The organism is Zoogloea oleivorans, assembly GCF_008107625.1.
Lineage (GTDB): Bacteria > Pseudomonadota > Gammaproteobacteria > Burkholderiales > Rhodocyclaceae > Zoogloea > Zoogloea oleivorans.
The window spans coordinates 1-17,190 of record NZ_SDKK01000041.1; the positions used below are offsets into that span (position 1 = coordinate 1).

The window sequence follows — 17,190 nt, forward strand, 5'->3', positions numbered from 1 at the left end:
CCACTGCACCCCAAACCCCAGGAACCCGGAGAGCAGCTTTTGTCCAGTCATCGTCTCCACGAAATCAGCGGGAGTCGCTCCCCCAAGGGCGGGGACAGGCTGAGTAAGCCACTCTCCCACCCATTGGGCTGCATCGAAACCGATCGTGTCGCCTGATTCCTCCACCATAACCGCGACCTGGCCGATCAGGCACTCCAGACCGACTACACGCTCAGCTTGCTCGGTAGTGAGCATTGCGCCTTGACGGCTCTTGCGTCGGACTGATGCACTAGGCAGGTTGAGTATGCTCAGTAAGCGTCCCTGCAAAATATGCATACTGTCTGCGAGTTCCTTGAGGTGGGACGCAGGGATTCGCTTGCGGATGAGCCTCACGCGCTCCGCCGGCGACGCCAGATAGAGGCTTTTCGCTTGCATCACAATGGCTGCTTCCACGGTTGTCTCCGCTGCTGAGATATCACCATTCTACTGTCGCAGTCGCACACGGTGGCGCGCTCTGGCCTCATGCGGAGGCTACATGGTTCGGAAACTATCGTCCGCTCCAGCCCCTTGCATTCCCATGGCATCTCGTCTGATGTACATCAGTCATGCCCTCCTTCAGGGGCACAGATCATGTGAAGGCCCGAAAGTGACTTCAAGAAAATGCTATCCGGACTGCATCCCGTGCGGGCAAGGTGTAACGCCTGCATTTCATGCATCCGAGGGCCGAGACAATCTGCTTCATACGTGTCACCGATCATCAATATCTCGTCCGGCTTCACTTGCAAGGCCTCGCAAGCGGCCTGGAAAATGATGGGGCTAGGCTTGATAGCCCCCACTTCAAAGCTCCATACGTACGCATCCATTTCAAAGGGGAGTAAGGCGCGTAGTGGGGCTGAATAGGGCTGAGCCAGATTGCTGCAGATCCCGAGAGTGAAACCGTTCGCACGCAGTTGAGCAAGCGTCTCTGCTGCCTCCGGGAAGAGACGCATGCTCATGAGTTCTGTTACAAGGCCCTCGAAAACTCCAGCTTCCTGAGCTTGAGTTTGCGTAACACCTAGCCAGTCGGCGGTCTCCTGGATTGCCCAGTCTCGCCCCATCACGATGGCAGCGTAGTCGGCGTGAGTCGGGCGGGTCTTGGCATCGGCAAGCGACAAAAGTTTGGCGTAGGGACGTCGCCGCTCCGCAATCTCCGCAAGAGTGCCAAATGCGTCGAACAAAATGGCCTTGATCATTGCTATCTCGTGCGATGGTCAGAACTTAGGACAACAGGGGTAAGCACATTCCGCTGCCTACCTCGGGCGGGGCAAACCGCCGTCGTCATCGCGACCTTGCCAGATCAGGTCAGTCCCCGGTACTGCTAAGTTGTTTCCGGCACGCGTTTGAATACCTGGACGGTGTAGTGGGACTCATCAAGCTGGTCTTCCCCCAAACTGAAATGGAGCGTCCGTCCATCGGTCAGCTTGAAGAGCATATTTATCGAATTATTCGGCGACGAACAAACGCTGTCTAGGGCGTCCAGCTGAAAGGCATCCGAGCCATTCACATCGCCCGGTGAAAGCAGGAAAACACGTTTCAAAACACCAGCATCGGAAGTGCCCGCGTGATCACGTAGCACGTTGATGTTGGATGTCATTCTGTGGGTGACAAAGTCACCATCCTCCGTTTGGGATGCGATCTCCAGCATGAAGAAAGGTGCATCGACCCCGAGCTCTACCCAATTCCAAAGGCTGACGTTGGGATCGTACTGTACGGGAAAGATTGCCGAGCGATGAGTTTGGAACATGAGAAGTAAATCTACAGGTGAAAAATGTAGATTATATTCCGTGGATTGATAGTCTCACCACCGGCACTGTTTGTTGGTGGCCAAATCCTTTGATGACCTTCGCGCTGAACTTGCCAACGAGATCAAACAGACTCGTCGACGGCTTGGGTTATCTCAGGAAGCCTTGGCTTTGCAGGCAGAGGTGGATCGGACCTATGTCTCCCAGTTGGAACGAGGGATCGCCAATCCTTCGATTCTGATTCTTCATCGAATATCTACAGTGCTGGGCACGGACTTGTCGATAAGCCTGCGCGGGACTAGTGATGTGTAAAGCCCCCACTACCTTAACTTCACCAAAAACTTAAACTCTTTAGTTGCCCTGACAGGGTGCCGGCAGATCCCAAGCGCGGCTCTGGAGCTAGGCAGGTCGGTGAGGATGTTCTTGAATGCGCATCATGCCGGATTGCGTGATTACGCAATCCGGGCTAGTTGAGTGCGTTGTCGGACAGGCTGATCACCAGTAACGGAGTCTCCAGCATTCCATACCTTACTGCAACGCAGCTTGAGGTTACTGCATAATCGCCAGTCGAATCTTTGAGGTGATTTCGCAAGTAGTCGACGGCTTTGGATTGCTCAACGGCAGGTGGTCAGCACTTCGCTGTCTGATTGATTCAGGCCAGAGGGGCAGGGTCGGCTTTGACCGAGCTCCGGCCTTGTGACAGCAACAACAGGCAGCACCTCGGCCAATCAGGCCCTTGGGCCGTCCGTTCGGTGTCGGGCGGCAGTAGGTCGGTAAGCCGCCCTTCTGTGCTTGCGGGACTCTAACGTCAGCTTCCGACGCCAGAGAACTCACACATTCGACCCATTGCCGGCATTCTATTTAGATTCAATCTGTGGCTTGTTTATGATGCAAAGCAGCCACAAAGATAAATACTGCAGTCCAACCGGAGACCGCCGCCCAATGGCTAATCAATCCGATCTAATTACCTCGAATCAACCCACTGCATCCTTGCCAAAGATCGAGCGTGCGATCAGAAGGCGCTGAATCTCGTTCGCACCCTCATAAATTTCACCAATCTTAGAGTCCCGATAAATTGCCTCAAGGGGGAACTGCTGCCCTGTAGCGGCCAACTCTTTGACAAAGCCATACCCGCCACAGACCTGAATCGCATCACGCGCGACATCTCCTGCTAATGCACTGCCAATCAATTTCGCCATGGCACATTGGTTGGCAACCGAGGGACGCTTCTTATCTTGCGTAATAGCAGCTTTGACATATAGATTTCTGGCGTTCTCAAGCTGAGTTGCATAGTCTGCAAAGCGGAATTGCCAGTACTGATAATTGGAAAGCGGCTTGCCGAATACACTGCGGTTTTGCATGTAATCAACGGCAAAGTCAAACGCCGCCTGAGCCATACCGACTCCGCAAGCGCCAATGCCGACGCGCCCAAGAGTCAATGAAGTCAAAGCTGCCTTTAAGCCCTTACCCTCATCGCCAACCAACTGCTCGCTTGGGATGAACACATTTTCAAAATAGACATCGGCCGTCAACTGGGAATGGTTCCCCATCTTTTTGTCCGGCTTACCAACACTTACTCCGTCTGCCTTCATATCGACCAGAAGCATCGTCATTGACCGATCAAGCTTGCAGAGGACAAACATGTAATGCGCAACAGGGGAATTGGTGATCCACCGCTTGTGAATCGCCCCGGATTTGGTGGAGGCTCTAACTCTTGAGAAGATAGAGCCATGAAGAAGTCAGTTAAGTTCTCCCCCGAAGTCCGTGAGCGCGCCGTGCGCATGGTTGCCGAAAGCCGTGCCGATCATCCGTCGCAGTGGTCAGCCGTTGAATCCATCGCCGCCAAGATCGGTTGCACGCCGCAGACGCTATTGACCTGGGTACGTCAGCACGAACGAGATAGCGGCCAGCGCGAAGGGCCGAGCACTGCAGACCAAAAGCGCGTCAAGGAACTGGAGCGTGAGGTCAAGGAGCTGCGCAAAGCCAACGAGATACTCAAGCTTGCCAGCGCATTTTTCGCCCAGGCGGAGCTCGACCGCCGATTCAAGTCTTGAGGTCTTTCGTCGACGAGCATCGTGATGCCTTCGGGGTCGAGCCGATCTGCAGGCAATTGCAGATTGCCCCGTCTGGCTACCGGCGTCATGTTGCCCTGCGACGCAATCCTGAACAGCGCAGCCAGAGAGTGCGGCGTGACGAGGTCTTGGTGCCCGAGATCGAGCGCGTCTGGCAGGCCAACCTGCGGGTCTATGGTGCCGACAAGGTCTGGCGGCAACTGAACCGCGAGGGCGTCGTGGTGGCCCGCTGTACGGTCGAGCGACTCATGCGGCGTCAAGGTTTGCGCGGTGTCATGCGCGGCAAGGTGGTGCGCACCACAATCAGCGACAGCAAAGCGCCTTGCCCACTGGATCGGGTCAATCGGCAGTTCAAGGCTGAACGTCCCAATCAGTTGTGGGTCTCGGACTTCACCTATGTCTCGACCTGGCAAGGCTGGCTGTATGTCGCCTTCGTTATCGACGTTTTTGCTCGACGAATAGTTGGCTGGCGCGTCAGCAGTTCCATGCATACGGACTTCGTGCTCGATGCGCTGGAACAGGCGCTGTATGCCCGCCAGCCGAGTCCCGAGGAAACCTTGATCCACCACTCGGACAGAGGCTCGCAGTACGTCTCGATCCGCTACAGCGAGCGACTGGCCGAAGCCGGGATTGAGCCTTCAGTCGGCAGCAAGGGCGACAGCTACGACAACGCCTTGGCCGAGACGATTAATGGTTTGTACAAGGCCGAGATGATCCACCGGCGGGCGCCCTGGAAAACCAAGGAATCCGTGGAACTGGCAACCCTGGAATGGGTGTCGTGGTTTAACCACCACAGACTACTTGAACCTATTGGCTATATCCCGCCGGCAGAAGCTGAGGCAAACTACTATAGGCAACTCGCCTGTCAGGCCGCCATCGTGGCCTGACTTAAACCAACCAGCCTCCATGGAACCCGGGGCGATTCAGTTGTTGGCGGGTTTGCCGATCTGATGCAGGTTGCCAATGCTCACTTGAAAAAAACGGATGCTTCTGAGCATCTTTATACGTGGGACTTTATGTCACCTTCCGGCGGGATGATTCAAGCAAGCAACTCACTTTGTTTGGCAACGAACACCATTTCATCCCGCAAAATTTACGATGTGATTTTCATTCCCAGTTTCCATTACACCAACAAGGAAGCCCTCTCAAAGTTTCTGAAAAAATCTGAGCCGCTGTATCAATGGCTTCGCGACCAATGGGGGGAAGGAACCTATTTAGCAGCAAACTGTACCGGTACCTTTGTGTTGGCCTCCACTGGATTGCTGAACGACAAACGTGCTACTACAACTTGGTGGCTTGAGCGGCAATTCAGAAACCGGTTTCCCAAGGTCAATCTTGAAATGCACCCCTTGGTGACAGAAGAAGATCGTTTGATCTGTGCTGGCGCACATGCGGCATTTTGGACTCAAACGATAAGGGTGTTATCGCATTTCTCAGGCGCTGCGATTGCAACCCAATGCGCACGCAGCATGCTCATTGACGTGACGCAAAGTACGCAGACCCCGCTATTGCCACTAATGACAGAGCGAACCCACAACGATGCGCTGATTCACCGCGCACAAGAGTGGTTGCACAAGCGAATGGGAACTGACGTACAGATGGCGGATTTGGCCGATCACCTTGCTATTACAAAACGTACCCTGACTCGGCGATTCCAGTTAGCACTCGACGTCACACCTCTGGCCTACTTGCAAAACATGAGGATTGACAGTGCTCGTGCATTGCTTGAGACGGGAAAATTCAGTATCGAACAGATATGTGCTTATGTAGGGTATGCGGATAGCAGTTCATTCACGCGACTGTTTAGGGAAAGAATCGGAATTACTCCCGGGGTGTACAGGAATCGATTCAAAGGCGATAAAACTTCAGAAAAACCACAAGAAGCAAACGATTAGCGGAATCTGGCATCTTTCAGGTGCCTGGCGGTCATTCAATTGACGAATCAGAGTTTGCTCTGAAAGACCGCTTGTGGCCGACAGCCCGTGTAGGCCATCCCGCCCCACAGCAGCCATTTCCCCACAGACCGAACATATGACTCCGATCAACAGCCAAGGAGTCAAAGATGGAAATCATCAGCAAACGCGAAGCCTGGAACAAGGGAAAGCTCGTCGGCCAGAAGCCACCGCTCAAGCCCAAGGACATCTGAGCCATCCGCATCTACCTCCAGAATGCCCATGCGGTCCGCGACCTTGCCATGTTCAACCTGGCCATCGACAGTAAGCTAAGGGGCTGCGATCTCGTCAGCCTGCGGGTGCGTGACATAACCCACGGAAACCGAGTGCTATCTCGCGCCATGGTAATCCAGCGGAAAACGCAGCGGCCAGTACAGTTCGAGCTGACAGAACCGACGAGGACAGCAGTGTCGGCCTGGTTGGAGAAGTCACATCTGCGAAGCGATCAGTTCCTATTCCCGAGCAGGGTGGCTACATCGCCTCATGTCTCGACACGCCAATATGCGCGGATAGTGCATCACTGGGCCGAAGCTGCCGGCCTTGATTCATCTGCCTACGGGATGCATTCCATGCGAAGAACGAAGGCAACCTTGACCTACAAGCGGACGAAGAATCTTAGGGCAGTTCAGTTGCTACTTGGTCATTCCAAGCTGGAAAGCACCGTTCGCTACCTAGGCATCGAGGTAGACGATGCGCTAGAGATTTCGGAGCAGACTGAAATCTAGCCGGAGTGTTGCGGCTGTGTGAGTACCTTTTACGTACGGCCGCCTTTCGGCATCAGGGGGTACGCGGGCTGCCGACCGCCGACCGCCGACCGCCGACCGCCGACCGCCGACCGCCGACCGCCGACCAACGGCCGCCCTTTCAGCTCTCTAAAATGCAGTCATTTGAATGGCCGCTGAACACAAAACTCAGGCGCGCAGGCTGTTCTATAACCAGCCCCCATTTTATGCCGTATCAATGAATCGATGATCCTGGCTCGGGACCAATCATTGCTTCTATACCTTCCGAGTTAACTTCCTCAAGGAATAGATCGAATGCCTCTTGATCAGTATTGCATTCGCTTATTGAAGTTGACCACCCGGAACGGTGTAGTTGACCACCCGGGACGACGATGTTGAACACCTCGGGCTACGAGCCTGAACAATGAGCGCTAGGAAGTTGACCAGTCCCCGACACAGGGACTGGACATTCCTCGATAGTCCGGGAGTCTCCTAACCTAGATTGGTTCGCTGACGGAGATATGATGTCAGCCTCATTGCCCGTGGCGGCCGAGCCCCCCCCGTTTCGCCAAAGCACCAGTCCTTAATAGGAGCCGTCATGTCGTTCTCAGCCGTTGTGCTGCCTCCCGACTATCCTCCGCCGCCGACGCGGCGGGAGGCGCGTCTGGCTGCACTCCTGCTCACACGAGGCCGGCTCAAGGCGTTCACTCATGAGACGGGGTTTGGTGAAAATCCCGACGCGCAGGCACCGTGGCTCAACGACCGGGAACTGGCCGAGGCGATCCTCGAGCGCGTCCCTTATGTTCGGATGCCGGTCTACGAATGGATTGTCTCGCCGCTCTCCGACCATCCGGAAAGACCCCTGGAGGACTGGGGGCGGGAGATGGAGAGCTATGCCATGCGACCGATGCCGGACGACGTGCCGCATCTGCCGGCCCGAGTCACGGCCTTCACGAGTCATCCCTGGGGCCGGGTCGGCGTCTTTATGGTGGTGTTCGAGCGTCTCGACATGCCCGTGCGCTGGGGGCTGTGGTATTACCAAGACCCTTCAGCAAAATCAGGCAGTCCCATGCCGTTCTTCCGGATGGGCGACTACGACGACGCTGAACTGCTCGCCTGGCTCGTCCTCAAGCCATTTCTGGATGCCCGAGGTGTGGTGATTGAGAACCTGAAGCCGCCCGCATCGGAAAACTATCCAGGGCCTTGGCACCGAATGGGGACGACCCTGCGCTTCCGTGAAGTGCCGGACTGGTTCTCGGCGGCGCTTCGGGAACGATAGCGTATGCCATCCCTCGGCGAACTCGTGCGCGAAGCTTTGGTCTTGCCCGACTATCGGGATTGGGACGTCTCCAGATCGATTATCGCGGCGCGGCTGAAGTTGCTGGCCGTGTTCGGCGCTTTGAGTGTTGCCGGCGCGTTCATCGGCGCCTGGCTATTCTTCCTGGCATTCCCTATCGCCTTGGGTCTGGCTGTAGCGGTCGGCTTCGACGTGTTCCTGGCCGGCGGAATGGAATCCGGCCGACAACTCAGGAAGAAAATCATCGGGGCAGAACGAGTCGAGACGAGACGGCAGGAGGAACTAGCCAAACTGGAATACGCCGGCGTTGTCGTCACGCCGACCTTCGTTCTTGGCCCGCAAGGCGGCCTCTGGTTGGAAACGTCTGCGTTGGAGCGGGCTATGGGAAAAAGAATCGCACCGTCTCTCGTCGCCGAGTTTGGAGCCAAAACCGTCGACAGGCGGCGCTGGGTCCCTACAGCCAACCTGGCGCTGGTCGCGCGAGCGATCGAGCCCGTTGGTCAGCAATTCTTCGCAATCTGGCTCGAAAAGACGGCCATTCCGTACTGGACCAGACTGGATGCAGAGGCCCAAGAGTTAAGCGACACACCGGCAGCGTAATCTCCGACAGGCGGGCCGGACATTCCCCGGCTCGGTTGATAGGCTACTTTGAAACTAGGGCATTCCATGGGAAACGTCTGCTATCGGCCCAGAACCGGACATCATGCTTGCCGATGGCATGGGGCAACAATCGGTCCTTCCCAACAAAATTCCTGCGTTAGCCAGTGAATCTATTTGTGGAAGGCATCCTATTGAGTAATGACGATCTTCCCGAAATGAAGTCCAGCGGCTTCGTATCTGAAAGCATCGGCCAAACTCTCTAATGGAAAACTCTGGCAAATAATCGGCCGCATACCCATGACTTCGACTGCCCGGATCATTTCAACTTGTTCAGATCGACTACCCGCCAGTATCCCCTGTAGCCGAATCTGTTTTGCCATCAGGGCAGCCGTTGGAATAGTTCCTTCGCGGCCTGTGAGCACGCCGATCAACGCGATGTGTCCGCCAATCTTTGTGGCCATTATCGATTGAGCCAAAGTCCCAGCGCCGCCAACTTCGACTACGTGGTCAACACCACGTCCGTTTGTGAGTTCAAGGACAGTTGCACCCCAATTTTCGTTGGTCCGGTAATTAATTGTGTGATCAGCGCCTAACTGCCGAAGTCGCTCTATTTTCTCGTCTGAGGATGAGGTCGCGATGACCTTCGCACCCATGTGCTTGGCAAACTGAAGCGCAAATATCGATACACCACCGGTCCCCAGAACCAATACCGTATCTCCAGCTTTAATTCCTCCATTGACCACAAGAGCACGCCAAGCAGTGAGACCTGCGACGGTTAATGTTGACGCCTCTTCATGAGTCCAGCCATGCGGAGCGTGCGTAAACCAATGAGCAGGTCGCACGACTACATTCTGCGCATACCCCTCCACGCCATCGCCGGGGGCAGTAGAAAAGTTGCTCACGCAAGGTGCTCCAGCCTGCCAAGTTGTGGAGAAGCAAGACACAACCTTGTCACCGACTTTAAATTCTTCGACATCCTCACCTACTGCTTCAATGACGCCGCCAGCATCGGACAAGGGGATTCGCCCATGCGGTGTCGGGAGGCGCCCCACTATCACCGCGTAGTCGTGGTAATTCAGTGAATTGGCTAGGACACGAACACGAATTTCCCCTCGTTGTGGCGAACCCGGATCTTCCAATTCAACCAGATGAAGATTGTCGATTCCCGCGGGGTGATGCAATTTGATGGCTTTCATACGTTCTCCAATGGTATTCATAATTTCTTCTAATGCCGACACATGGTTCAGAAATGTAACTATGAGTTAAGTCTAGCATTCCTAAGCCGCTGTCGCAATCGGCTACCGGACTTTCCGCTTATCTGGTGCATCCGCGCGTTGAGTGCGAAGTGGCATTCGTCATGAAGAAGGCGTTGAAGGGCCCGAACTGCACCCGCCAGGATGTGCTGGATGCCACCGATTACGTGTTGCCGGCCGTCGAAATCATCGACTCGCGTTTTTCCGGTTTCAAGTTCGATCTGGAAAGCGTGGTTGCCGACAACGGTTCTTCCGCCCGCTATGTCGGTGGCGGGCGGGCGCGTTATCCAGCCGATATCGACCTGCGCACATTGGGCGTAGTCATGGAAAAGAATGGCGAGATTGTTACGCTGGGCGCTTCGGCGGCCGTGCTCGGGCATCCGGCCGATGCGGTGGCGATGCTAGTCAATATTCTCGGTGAGCTGGGCGAGGAATTGCCGGCCGGCAGTTTCGTCATGAGCGGCGGCATTACCGAAGCCGTAGCGGTCAAGCCCGGTGACAGCATCGTGGCGCGCTTCCAGGAACTGGGTAGCGTCTCCATGCGCTTTGTTGAATAGAAAAGGAAATCCAACCATGCCAATTATCGAGATGCACCTGCTGGAGGGGCGCAGCGTGGAAAAAAAGCGCAAGGCCGTTGCCGCGATGACGGCGGCGTTGGTGGATGCGCTGGAAGTCCAGCCGGAGCAGGTACGCATCCTGATTACCGAACATCCGGTTGAACATTTTTCGGTCGGCGGTCAGACCGTGGGCCAGCGTAACGCGGCCAAGGCTGACTGAAGCCGACACCAGGAAATCGAGGACAAGATGAAAAAAATCAAATGTGCGCTGATCGGCTCCGGCAACATCGGCACCGATCTGATCTACAAGTTGCAACGCAGCCCGCTGCTTGAGCCGGTCTGGATGGTCGGTATCGACCCGGAATCGGAAGGCCTGGCACGCGCCCGTGACATGGGCCTGAAAACCACTGCCGACGGCGTCGACGGCCTGCTGCCGCATGTCCTGGCCGATGGCATCCAGATCGCTTTCGATGCCACCTCGGCCTATGTGCATGCCGAAAATTCGCGCAAGCTGAACGAACTCGGCGTCATGATGATCGACCTGACGCCAGCCGCGATTGGCCCTTTGTGCGTTCCTCCGGTCAACCTGAAGGCGCATGCCGAAAAGGTCGAGATGAACGTGAACATGATTTCCTGCGCCGGTCAGGCGACGATTCCCATCGTCTATGCCGTGTCCAGCGTGCAGCCGGTCGGCTATGGCGAAATCGTCGCCAGCCTGGCGTCGAAATCGATTGGTCCGGGCACCCGGGCCAATCTGGACGAATTCACGTACACCACGTCGAACGCCATCGAGATCGTTGGCGGGGCACGCAAGGGCAAGGCGCTGGCGATCATCAATCCGGCCGATCCGCCGATGATGATGCGCAACACCATTTCCTGCCTGACCGACGACGAACCTGATCAGGAACGGATCACCGCTTCGGTGCTGGCCATGATCAAGGAAGTGCAGAAATACGTGCCGGGTTACCGCCTGGTCAACGGCCCGCTGTTTGACGGCAAGCGGGTCACCGTTTTCATGGAAGTCGCCGGTCTGGGCGATTACCTGCCGAAATACGCCGGCAACCTGGACATCATGACGGCCGCTGCAACGCGCACGGCCGAAATGTTCGCCGAAGAAATCCTGGCTGGAAGCATTCAGCTCAAGTCGCTGGAGGTGGCATAAATGATCGCTGACATCAATCTCAAGGGCCGCAAGGTCGTCATTCACGACATGAGCCTGCGCGACGGCATGCATGCCAAGCGCGAGCAGATTTCGGTCGAGCAGATGGTGCAGATCGCCACGGCGCTCGACGCGGCCGGCGTGCCGTACATCCAGGTCACGCATGGCGCCGGCCTCGGTGGCAACTCGCTGCAGCATGGTTTTGCGCCGCACAGCAACGAGGATTACATCAGCGCCGTGGCCGGCAAGATGAAGCAGGCCAAGGTCTCGGTGCTGCTGATTCCCGGTCTGGGCACGATGAAGGAATTGCAGTCGGCCTACGATGCCGGGGCGCGCGCCGTGCATGTGGCAACGCACTGTACCGAAGCCGATACCTCGCCACAGCACATCGCCTTCTGCCGCAAGCTGGGCATGGATACCAACGGGTTCCTGATGATGGCGCACCTGAATACCGCCGAAGGTCTGGCCAAACAGGGCAAGCTGATGGAGTCGTATGGCGCGAACACGGTGTACATCACCGATTCTGCCGGTTACATGCTGCCGGGCGACGTCAAGGATCGGGTTGCTGCGCTGCGCGCCGTGCTCAATCCGGAAACTGAAATCGGTTTCCACGGCCATCACAACATGGGCATGGGCATTGCCAACTCGATTGCTGCCATCGAAGCCGGGGCAACGCGCATCGACACGTCGGTGGCCGGTCTGGGCGCCGGTGCCGGCAACACGCCGACCGAAGTGTTCGTTGCAGTCTGCGAACGCATGGGCATCGTCACCGGTTGCGACCTGTTCCAGCTGATGGACATGGCCGAAGACATGATCGTGCCGATGATGGAGCACATGGTGCGCGTCGACCGGGCATCGCTGACCCTGGGCTTTGCCGGCGTCTATTCGACTTTCCTGCTGCATGCCAAGCGGGCCGGCGAGCGCTTCGGCATTCCGGCACGCGACATCCTGGTTGAGTTGGGCCGCAAGAAGATGATCGGCGGTCAGGAAGACATGATTGTCGATACGGCGATGACCATGGCCAAGGAACGCGGCTTGTTGAAGGAAATCGCGGTTTAAACCGCGTTGACCGTGGAATTCATGGAATTTCGCGGTCAACCTGTCTGAAGGTATAAAAATGGCGCAAGTCACGGAGTACGTTGTCGTTGTTGGCGCCACCGGCGCTTTTGGCACGGTGATGGTCGAGCGCTTTCTGGCGCGCGGTCTGGGCGTGGTTGCCGTGGCGCGCAGCGCGGCGACGTTGGAAACTCTGGCCGCCAGACATCCCGGCCTGATTGCCTGCGCCGCCGATATTGCCCACGATGATTCGATAGACGCCATCCGTGCTGCCTTGCCCGGCCCGGTGCGCATGGTGGTGCATGGTCCCGGTGTTAGCGTCGGGGGCGGCGTGCTGAATATTTCGACTGCTGCGCTGGTTGATGCGGTGAATATCAAGGTCGGCGGTTTGTTGCGTCTGGTGCGTGCGGTCGACGGCCATTTGCGCCCCAATTCGCGACTGGTTGCCATCGGCGGTCATTATGGTTTCGAGCCAACGGCCTATGCCGCAGCGGCCGGCGTAGCCAATGCCGCGCTGGTCAATGTGGTGCGCCAGCTGAGTCTGGCTTATGGCGAGCGGGGCATTACGGCGCATCTGGTGGCGCCCGGTCCGGCCGATACCGAACGCCTGCGCCGGGTCGCCGCCGACCGCGCGCGGCTGCAAAACACGACCGTCGACGTGGTGTTGGCTGGAATGCTGGACGAATCGTCGATCCACGCTTTCACCGAACCCGGCCAGGTGGCCTGGGCGTTGGAAATGTTGCTGGCACCGGAAGCCTCGGCGATGACCGGTTCGACACTGATGCTCGACGCCGGGCGTCGGCGCGGCCTGCCCTGAAAGGAAAAATCCATGCCGATTCTGAATATTCACCTGGTACGCGGGCAACATGCTGCCGATCGGGTCGAGAACTTGCTGCTGCGTTGCAGCGAGGCGTTTGCCGCCGGGTTGCGTTGTCCGCTGGATCGGGTCCGGGTGTTCGTGACCGAGCATGAGCCGCATCTGATGTGTGTCGGTGGCCAACTGGTCCGCGACGCTGGGGTGAATGCGCCGTATTTTTCCTTCATCGTCCTGGAAGGACGTTCGCTGGAAGATCGCCAGCAGTTGCTGGCAGCATTTACCGACCTGATCGTCGAGTTGCTGGATGTGCCAAGGGAATTGGTGCGCGGTGGTATTGTCCCGGTTGCGCCGGCAGACTGGAGTATCGGTGGTCAGCCAGCCAGTTCGCTGCGGCAGGCTGAAATCGAAGCCCGACGCCTGGCTGCCGGCAATTCGTGAATCCTGGAGTAAACATGAAAGTCCTGATCGTCCATGCACATTACGAACCGCAGTCCTTCACCACGGCCCTGAAGGACCAGGCGGTCGCGACTTTGAGCGCCGCCGGGCATGAAGTCCGGGTGTCCGATCTGTACGCGATGCAGTTCAACCCGGTCGCTTCAGCCGCTGATTTTGCCGAGCGCAGCGATCCCGATTACTGTGTTTATGCGCTGGAGCAGCGCAAAGGGTTCGAGAGCGGGACAATCGCTGCCGATATCCGCGAGGAAGTGGCCAAGGTCGACTGGTGCGATGTACTGATCCTGAATTTCCCGATTTTCTGGTTTTCCGTGCCGGCCATCATGAAAGGCTGGATCGACCGGGTTTTCGTTTCCGGACGTTTCTACGGCGGCAAGCGTTTCTACGATCAGGGCGGCATGCGCGGCAAGCGGGCGCTGCTGAGTTTTACCCTCGGCGGTCGTGAACACATGTTCGGCCCGCAGGCCATTCATGGCGAACTGGAAACCATGTTGCGCCCCATCCTGCGCGGTTCGCTGGCTTATGCCGGGTTTACGGTGCTGCCACCTTTCGCGGCTTACCATGTTCCTTACGTGACACAGGAATCTCGGCAGCAGATTCTGGTCGAATACGCGGGGCGCCTGAATCGTCTGGACGATCTCACCTCGCTCAGCTTCCCGTCACTCGACGATTTTGACGACCGCCTGTATCCCAAAACCTGAAAAACCGACCGTTTTCAGGACCATAGAAACGAAGGCTGGCCCCAGGGTCGACCGCAAAAAAGGAGACAAAATGAAACTGTTCTACACCCCGGGCGCCTGCTCGCTCTCGCCGCACATCGTGTTGTGTGAACTCGCTTTGCCGCACGAACTGGTCAAGGTGAACCTGGCCACCCAGCAGACCGAAGACGGTCGTGATTTCACGACGATCAATCCGAAAGGCTACATCCCGGCGCTGTTGCTTGACGACGGCGAACTGATTACCGAAGGCCCGGCCATCGTCCAGTACCTGGCCGACCTGAAGCCCGAAGCCGGCCTCTTGCCACCCGCCGGCACGCTGGCCCGGGTCCGGGTGCAGGAATGGCTGACCTTCATCGGCACCGAACTGCACAAGAACTTCACCCCCTTGTTCAAGCCGACCGCATCGGCTGACTGGAAGGCGGCAGCCAGCAGCAATATCGAACGACGCTTCGCCTACCTCGATGACATTCTGAACGGCCGTGATCACCTGACCGGCAGCGAATTCAGCGTCGCCGACGCCTACTTGTTCACCGTGATCAACTGGACCTTCTTCCTGAAAATGAGCCTGGCCGAATGGCCGGCTCTGGTCGATTACCATCACAGCATTGCTACCCGGCCGGCCGTACAGACCGCGATGCGTGCCGAAGGTTTGCTCTGAACTTGTGAAGCCAGCGTAGCGCAGCAGGAATGTCCTAAGCCGTAGCCCGGTGATTGTTTATTCCGCCGGATGTGGCACTTTCTTCCCGGATAGTCGATAAGCGACTCGGGCGCGGGTGGTGCCGAGGATTTTGGCCGCCGAAGAAACGTTGCCGGCGGCCAGGCTCAGGGCTTCGTTGACGGCGATTTCTTCCAGTTCGTCGAGTGATATCTGGCTATCAGCCAGTGCGGCGTGCAGGGCATCTGCGAGTTGTGGCACGTTGCCGTTGACCGTCGATGAGCTTGGCGCTGGCTCCTTGGCGGAGGGCGCAGCGCCCAGTTTTTCACCACTGGTGAATAGATGGTCGATATCGATGGCACCGCCGTCTGGTGCCAGAATGACACCGCGCTCGATCAGATTTTCCAGTTCGCGGATATTGCCCGGCCAGCCGTAACGCATCAGTGCCTCGATGGCGCTCTCGGTAAAGCCTGTGACCTGGCATTTGTGCAGGGCGCAGAAACGGTTCAGGAAATGTTCGACCAAAAGCAGGATGTCTTCCTTGCGCTCGCGCAGTGGCGGAATCTGCACTGGAAAAACATTCAGGCGATAGAACAGGTCGTCGCGGAATTTGCCTGCCTCGACCTGTTTGCGCAGGTCTTCGTTGGTTGCCGCGACGATCCGCACATCCACCTTTCGCACCTTGGTGTCGCCGATGCGTTCGATCTCGCCTTCCTGCAGGGCACGCAGCAGTTTGCCCTGGGCGACCAGACTCAAAGTGCCGATTTCATCGAGAAACAGCGTGCCGCCATCGGCGCGTTCAAAACGTCCCGGGCGGGATTGTGAGGCGCCGCTATAGCCACCTTTTTCGACACCGAACAGCTCGGATTCGATCAGTTGTTCCGGAATCGCCGCGCAGTTGATGGCGACAAAGGTTTGCGCAGCCCGCTCGCTGATATTGTGCAGCGTGCGCGCGAACTGTTCCTTTCCGACTCCGCTTTCGCCCAGGAACAGCACGGTGGCCTGCGTTGGTGCGACGCGCTGGATCATGTGGCAGACGGTATTGAAGCCGGAGGAAATGCCAACCAGATTGATCTTGGCGGAGACTGGGTCGCCACTACGCTGGAAATTAACCTGGCGGTTATTCGGGCTTTGCACAAAATCCTGAGCCTGCAGGTAACGCAAGTCGTTTTCCGGGGCATCCCATTGCTCAACGGCTTTGCCGATAATTCGACAAGTGGCGTGCCCCATGGCCTTGCATTCGACTTCGCGGACCAGCATCTGCCGGCCCAGAAAACTGCTTAGATAACCGTTCGCATAACCTTGCTGCATCCAGCACACGGGTGAAGCGCTACGTCCGTGAGCCCGCAAGTGTTCCTCGGCTTCGGCTGAGTTGTGCCAGATGTATTCACCGTAATAGTGGCCTGTTTCGCTATCAACTTCCTGAACGATGGTTTCGATCGACATGAAGCCTTCCAGTGCGTGCAGTTGTGGCCCGACGGCAAAGGCATCGAAATCATTGCGGTTGCGATGCTCGCGACGCACCATGTCAGCGTCGCGGGCGCCCGACTGGTAGCCCATGCGGCTGAGCAGACCGCGTGCCTTGTCACTGCCCAGCGTTTCGATCAACTCGCGCCGCAGCGACGCAATGGCTGCACTGTGCAGCAGGAGCATGCGTTGCTGATCCAGCCAGATTTCACCATCGCCCGGCGAGAAGAGCAGGCGTTTGATGATGTCTTCAATATCGGGAAAACGATGCTTGACCCGATCATTGGGCAGTTGCAGGCGAATGGTTTGGTTTGACATGCGGAATAGTCCTTGCAGGCAATAATGCGACGATCTGGCGGTCTGATCGCAATCGGTCTTTTGCACCGATTATCGCCTGATCGGATAGCCCTTGTTGTACTGCTTGGCGATACCTTTTGCGTATCATTTAATGCATTTAATGCATTTATTTGTATTGGACGGTATTCGTCACGAGGCGCATAGTCTGTTCCACATCACAGCCTGTTGCCAGCCCGCCGGCTGGCCGGGCAGTGTTGTCTACCTCTGCGTTGATGTCAGTTGTTAGTCAGCGACTTTGGGGGAGAGGGCAACCTCTTCCCCTTTTTTTGGGCGTTTAGTACCAGTTGCTTCAGT

Annotated in this window: 19 protein-coding genes, 1 pseudogene and 1 other annotated feature; of the genes and pseudogenes, 14 read left to right on the top strand and 6 right to left on the bottom strand. The window is 57.1% G+C overall.

Going from position 1 to position 17,190, the window contains the following annotated elements; genetic code table 11:
- The 3 genes from ETQ85_RS24255 to ETQ85_RS24265 form a co-directional block, all read right to left on the bottom strand.
- The coding region (locus tag ETQ85_RS24255) for an antitoxin Xre-like helix-turn-helix domain-containing protein (protein WP_148581583.1) at window positions 1–432 on the bottom strand (432 nt) is incomplete at its 3' end.
- Window positions 433–578: 146 nt separating this feature from the next.
- Window positions 579–1,211: an HAD family hydrolase gene (locus ETQ85_RS24260; RefSeq protein WP_148581584.1), complete on the bottom strand. Its 633-nt coding sequence runs from the start codon at window positions 1,209–1,211 to the stop codon at window positions 579–581.
- 125 nt (window positions 1,212–1,336) lie between these two features.
- Window positions 1,337–1,762: a hypothetical protein gene (locus ETQ85_RS24265; RefSeq protein ID WP_148581585.1), complete on the bottom strand. Its 426-nt coding sequence runs from the start codon at window positions 1,760–1,762 to the stop codon at window positions 1,337–1,339.
- A gap of 76 nt (window positions 1,763–1,838) precedes the next feature.
- Here ETQ85_RS24265 and ETQ85_RS24270 point away from each other — a divergent pair, with 76 nt between their 5' ends.
- Window positions 1,839–2,072 (top strand): helix-turn-helix transcriptional regulator, encoded by a 234-nt coding sequence (locus ETQ85_RS24270; RefSeq protein WP_246128893.1) that lies wholly within the window; start codon window positions 1,839–1,841, stop codon window positions 2,070–2,072.
- A gap of 662 nt (window positions 2,073–2,734) precedes the next feature.
- Here the strand turns inward: ETQ85_RS24270 and ETQ85_RS24275 are convergent.
- Entirely contained in the window at window positions 2,735–3,484 is a 750-nt protein-coding gene (locus ETQ85_RS24275; protein WP_342781985.1) for an acyl-CoA dehydrogenase family protein, read from the bottom strand.
- Between the two features lie 6 nt (window positions 3,485–3,490).
- Here ETQ85_RS24275 and ETQ85_RS24280 point away from each other — a divergent pair.
- From ETQ85_RS24280 to ETQ85_RS24305, 5 genes are all read left to right on the top strand, one after another.
- Window positions 3,491–4,719, top strand: a protein-coding gene (locus ETQ85_RS24280) for an IS3 family transposase (protein ID WP_148581588.1) whose coding sequence is annotated in 2 segments (ribosomal slippage) — window positions 3,491–3,779 and window positions 3,779–4,719 — 1,230 coding nt in all. Because the reading frame shifts where the segments join, the coding sequence is not laid out codon by codon here.
- Window positions 3,769–3,885 (top strand) — a sequence feature (AL1L pseudoknot). (Overlaps the previous gene by 117 nt.)
- A gap of 63 nt (window positions 4,720–4,782) precedes the next feature.
- On the top strand, window positions 4,783–5,727 hold the full coding sequence (locus tag ETQ85_RS24285) for a GlxA family transcriptional regulator (protein ID WP_148581589.1): 945 nt from the start codon (window positions 4,783–4,785) through the stop codon (window positions 5,725–5,727).
- A gap of 299 nt (window positions 5,728–6,026) precedes the next feature.
- Window positions 6,027–6,509, top strand: a complete 483-nt coding sequence (locus tag ETQ85_RS24290; RefSeq protein WP_246128894.1) for a tyrosine-type recombinase/integrase — start codon at window positions 6,027–6,029, stop codon at window positions 6,507–6,509.
- 595 nt (window positions 6,510–7,104) lie between these two features.
- Window positions 7,105–7,785: a hypothetical protein gene (locus ETQ85_RS24300; RefSeq protein WP_148581591.1), complete on the top strand. Its 681-nt coding sequence runs from the start codon at window positions 7,105–7,107 to the stop codon at window positions 7,783–7,785.
- 3 nt (window positions 7,786–7,788) lie between these two features.
- Window positions 7,789–8,403: a hypothetical protein gene (locus ETQ85_RS24305; RefSeq protein ID WP_148581592.1), complete on the top strand. Its 615-nt coding sequence runs from the start codon at window positions 7,789–7,791 to the stop codon at window positions 8,401–8,403.
- A gap of 188 nt (window positions 8,404–8,591) precedes the next feature.
- Here the strand turns inward: ETQ85_RS24305 and ETQ85_RS24310 are convergent, their stop codons facing one another.
- Complete coding sequence (locus tag ETQ85_RS24310) at window positions 8,592–9,620, bottom strand: zinc-dependent alcohol dehydrogenase family protein (protein ID WP_246128895.1); 1,029 nt, start codon at window positions 9,618–9,620, stop codon at window positions 8,592–8,594.
- A gap of 101 nt (window positions 9,621–9,721) precedes the next feature.
- Here ETQ85_RS24310 and ETQ85_RS24315 point away from each other — a divergent pair.
- From ETQ85_RS24315 to gstA, 8 genes and pseudogenes are all read left to right on the top strand, one after another.
- A pseudogene (locus ETQ85_RS24315) lies at window positions 9,722–10,213 on the top strand (fumarylacetoacetate hydrolase family protein); the annotation flags it as partial.
- Between the two features lie 16 nt (window positions 10,214–10,229).
- A complete protein-coding gene (locus ETQ85_RS24320) occupies window positions 10,230–10,433 on the top strand; it encodes a tautomerase family protein (RefSeq protein WP_148581593.1) in 204 nt (67 codons plus the stop codon).
- 27 nt (window positions 10,434–10,460) lie between these two features.
- Entirely contained in the window at window positions 10,461–11,375 is a 915-nt protein-coding gene (locus ETQ85_RS24325) for an acetaldehyde dehydrogenase (acetylating) (RefSeq protein WP_148581594.1), read from the top strand.
- A complete protein-coding gene (dmpG, locus tag ETQ85_RS24330; protein WP_148581595.1) occupies window positions 11,376–12,431 on the top strand; it encodes a 4-hydroxy-2-oxovalerate aldolase in 1,056 nt (351 codons plus the stop codon). It abuts the gene before it with no gap.
- Between the two features lie 58 nt (window positions 12,432–12,489).
- A complete protein-coding gene (locus ETQ85_RS24335) occupies window positions 12,490–13,245 on the top strand; it encodes an SDR family oxidoreductase (protein ID WP_148581596.1) in 756 nt (251 codons plus the stop codon).
- A gap of 12 nt (window positions 13,246–13,257) precedes the next feature.
- Window positions 13,258–13,683, top strand: a complete 426-nt coding sequence (locus tag ETQ85_RS24340; protein WP_148581597.1) for a tautomerase family protein — start codon at window positions 13,258–13,260, stop codon at window positions 13,681–13,683.
- A 14-nt stretch (window positions 13,684–13,697) separates the two neighbouring features.
- Window positions 13,698–14,399: an NAD(P)H-dependent oxidoreductase gene (locus ETQ85_RS24345; RefSeq protein ID WP_148581598.1), complete on the top strand. Its 702-nt coding sequence runs from the start codon at window positions 13,698–13,700 to the stop codon at window positions 14,397–14,399.
- Between the two features lie 70 nt (window positions 14,400–14,469).
- On the top strand, window positions 14,470–15,075 hold the full coding sequence (gene gstA / locus ETQ85_RS24350; protein WP_148581599.1) for a glutathione transferase GstA: 606 nt from the start codon (window positions 14,470–14,472) through the stop codon (window positions 15,073–15,075).
- A gap of 57 nt (window positions 15,076–15,132) precedes the next feature.
- On the opposite strand, the gene ETQ85_RS24355 is transcribed toward gstA, so the two are convergent.
- A complete protein-coding gene (locus ETQ85_RS24355; RefSeq protein ID WP_246128896.1) occupies window positions 15,133–16,923 on the bottom strand; it encodes a sigma-54-dependent Fis family transcriptional regulator in 1,791 nt (596 codons plus the stop codon).
- Between the last annotated feature and the right edge of the window lie 267 nt (window positions 16,924–17,190).

Excerpts from the sequence above, each read along its gene's own strand:
- ETQ85_RS24310 (WP_246128895.1), bottom strand. The coding sequence starts at position 9,620 with ATGAATACCATTGGAGAACGTATGAAAGCCATCAAATTGCATCACCCC.
- ETQ85_RS24345 (WP_148581598.1), top strand. The coding sequence starts at position 13,698 with ATGAAAGTCCTGATCGTCCATGCACATTACGAACCGCAGTCCTTCACC.
- ETQ85_RS24260 (WP_148581584.1), bottom strand. The coding sequence starts at position 1,211 with ATGATCAAGGCCATTTTGTTCGACGCATTTGGCACTCTTGCGGAGATT.
- ETQ85_RS24320 (WP_148581593.1), top strand. The coding sequence starts at position 10,230 with ATGCCAATTATCGAGATGCACCTGCTGGAGGGGCGCAGCGTGGAAAAA.
- ETQ85_RS24265 (WP_148581585.1), bottom strand. The coding sequence starts at position 1,762 with ATGTTCCAAACTCATCGCTCGGCAATCTTTCCCGTACAGTACGATCCC.
- ETQ85_RS24340 (WP_148581597.1), top strand. The coding sequence starts at position 13,258 with ATGCCGATTCTGAATATTCACCTGGTACGCGGGCAACATGCTGCCGAT.
- ETQ85_RS24290 (WP_246128894.1), top strand. The coding sequence starts at position 6,027 with ATGTTCAACCTGGCCATCGACAGTAAGCTAAGGGGCTGCGATCTCGTC.
- ETQ85_RS24335 (WP_148581596.1), top strand. The coding sequence starts at position 12,490 with ATGGCGCAAGTCACGGAGTACGTTGTCGTTGTTGGCGCCACCGGCGCT.
- ETQ85_RS24305 (WP_148581592.1), top strand. The coding sequence starts at position 7,789 with ATGCCATCCCTCGGCGAACTCGTGCGCGAAGCTTTGGTCTTGCCCGAC.
- dmpG (WP_148581595.1), top strand. The coding sequence starts at position 11,376 with ATGATCGCTGACATCAATCTCAAGGGCCGCAAGGTCGTCATTCACGAC.
- ETQ85_RS24300 (WP_148581591.1), top strand. The coding sequence starts at position 7,105 with ATGTCGTTCTCAGCCGTTGTGCTGCCTCCCGACTATCCTCCGCCGCCG.
- gstA (WP_148581599.1), top strand. The coding sequence starts at position 14,470 with ATGAAACTGTTCTACACCCCGGGCGCCTGCTCGCTCTCGCCGCACATC.
- ETQ85_RS24285 (WP_148581589.1), top strand. The coding sequence starts at position 4,783 with ATGCAGGTTGCCAATGCTCACTTGAAAAAAACGGATGCTTCTGAGCAT.
- ETQ85_RS24325 (WP_148581594.1), top strand. The coding sequence starts at position 10,461 with ATGAAAAAAATCAAATGTGCGCTGATCGGCTCCGGCAACATCGGCACC.